The sequence below is a fragment of the Dactylosporangium sp. NPDC005555 genome (assembly GCF_040605635.1).
Classification (GTDB): domain Bacteria; phylum Actinomycetota; class Actinomycetes; order Mycobacteriales; family Micromonosporaceae; genus Dactylosporangium.
Genome location: NZ_JBEXDG010000156.1, coordinates 1 through 1958 on the forward strand (window position 1 = coordinate 1; position 1958 = coordinate 1958).

Sequence of the window (1958 nt, forward strand, 5' to 3'; positions counted from 1 at the left end):
GAACAGGTGCCGTGTCGGGTGGCCGGAGGGGGTCTCACCCTCCGGCTCCCACAGATCCCGGCGTAAACCTCTCGGTTTACCGGGCTCCTGTCATCCTGATCACCAGTCGGTCGTGAGCGAGGTGACCCAGGGCCAGTGGGCGAACAGGCGCCGCCGGGTGGCGACTAGCCTGCTCCAGTACTGGAGGGCCCTCTTCTTGCTCCGCAACCGTTTGAACTTTCGACGGAGGAACCGCATCAGGTAGGCGTTGATGCGCTCCAGGAGCTGGTGCAGCTTGGAGCGGTAGAACGCTCCGTAGTACTGCATCCAACCTCGCACGATCGGGTTGATCCACCGCGCGAGGTCGTTGAGTGTCAGGTTCGTCTTGTGGTGCAGCTTCCACGATCGCACCGTCGTGTTCATCTTGCGCTGGGCCGCGTCGCTGCGCGCGGGCAGGAACCCACTGAAGTTCTGGCCCCGCCGGTTGCGCGCCTCCCGTTGCCGGAAGGTGAAGCCCAGGAACGTAAACGATGTGTGCTCGTAAGAGCCTCGCCGGTTGCTGTCCTGGCAATAGACGATCCGGGTCTTGTCCGGATGCAGCTGTAGGCCCACCTGTTGCAGGCGTTCCGCGATCGCGTCCCGCACCTGGACGGCGCGGGCCTCGCTACTGCAGTGCACCACCGCGTCATCAACGTAGCGGGCGAACTCGACGTCCGGGAACGTCTTCGCCAACCACGAGTCCAGCGCATAGTGCAGGAACAGGTTCGCCAACGCGGGCGATGCTGCTGATCCCTGTGGGGTTCCACGGTCGCGGTGGACCGCGGTCCCGTCCGCGGTGACCATCGGCGCGGCCAGCCATCGCTTCACATACAGGATGATCCACGGCTGGTCGGTGTTGGCCTCCACGGCTTTGACCATGAGATCCCACGGGACGCTGTCGAAGAACTTGGCGATGTCCATATCCACCACCCAGTCCATCCGCCAGCAGCGCTCCTTCGTCCGCGCGACTGCTTGCAGCGCCGAGCGGCCCGGGCGATAACCATAGGAGTCCCGGTGGAAGATCTGCTCCATCCGAGCTTCCAGCCTCGCCGCGACCACGGTCTGCGCTACCCGGTCCCCGACCGTCGGCACCCCGAGCGTTCTGGTGCCTCCCGGTTTGGGGATCTCCACCGCTCGGACCGGTGGGGGAAAGTAGCTCCCCGACGACATCCGATTCCAGATCTTGTACAGGTTGTTCCGGAGCTCCTGCTCAAAATCCTCGATCGACTGCCGGTCGATCCCAGCGGCACCCTTGTTCTCCCTGACCTTCTCCCACGCTCGCCAGACCTCCATCTTCGAGATCTCGAACGGCTTGCCTGGTGACTGCTGCTCGGCCACACGATTCCTCCCCGACCCGAACCGAGCCCGGTTGATCGAATCTCCGAAACCACGGATGACCTGGCCCCTTCGCTCCACCCCCACCGCGTCAAGCAGGAGCTTCACCGCTACTACGAGCCAGTCCGCCGGCGTTGCCGCGTCGGTACTCAGTTCCTCCCGTGCTACCGGTTGGAACGCTCCCTCTCGCCGTCCGGTCAACCCCGGACGGCTGTATCGGCTCCGCCTTCCCACGTTCCACGTGAAAGCCGCAGATCGAGCTCGCGCCGCCTATATGCCGGACACCGCCTGGCCAGTAAGTGGGTGACCGCCAGACTTATCCCAGAGCAGTTCAGATACCCCGGTTTCGATGTCGACCAAGATCCCTTTCGACACTTCGCAGGCTGTGACGCAACGCCTTCCCGATCCCCGCCTGACGCCTCAACCGGCGCCTTTTCCACCTCGCTCACCACGACGGTCTTCAGCCAACGCAGCAGGTGGCGGCTTGAAGCCTCCCCCCACAGGGCGACTCCGAGGGGCCAAACCCTCATCTTTCACGCAGCGCCGCCTCCAGAGAACCGTCCACATAGGACTCTATCGACGTTCGTGGCACACCTGAGCTGGGA

1 protein-coding gene is annotated in these 1958 nt (G+C 64.2%); it reads right to left on the reverse strand.

Features of this window, described 5'->3' with window-relative positions; all coding sequences use genetic code 11:
- Positions 1-99: 99 nt before the first annotated feature.
- The gene (ltrA, locus tag ABZS58_RS51190; RefSeq protein WP_354792105.1) at positions 100-1356 is read right to left on the reverse strand and encodes a group II intron reverse transcriptase/maturase; all 1257 of its coding nucleotides are present in this window, start codon (positions 1354-1356) and stop codon (positions 100-102) included.
- Positions 1357-1958 lie beyond the last annotated feature (602 nt).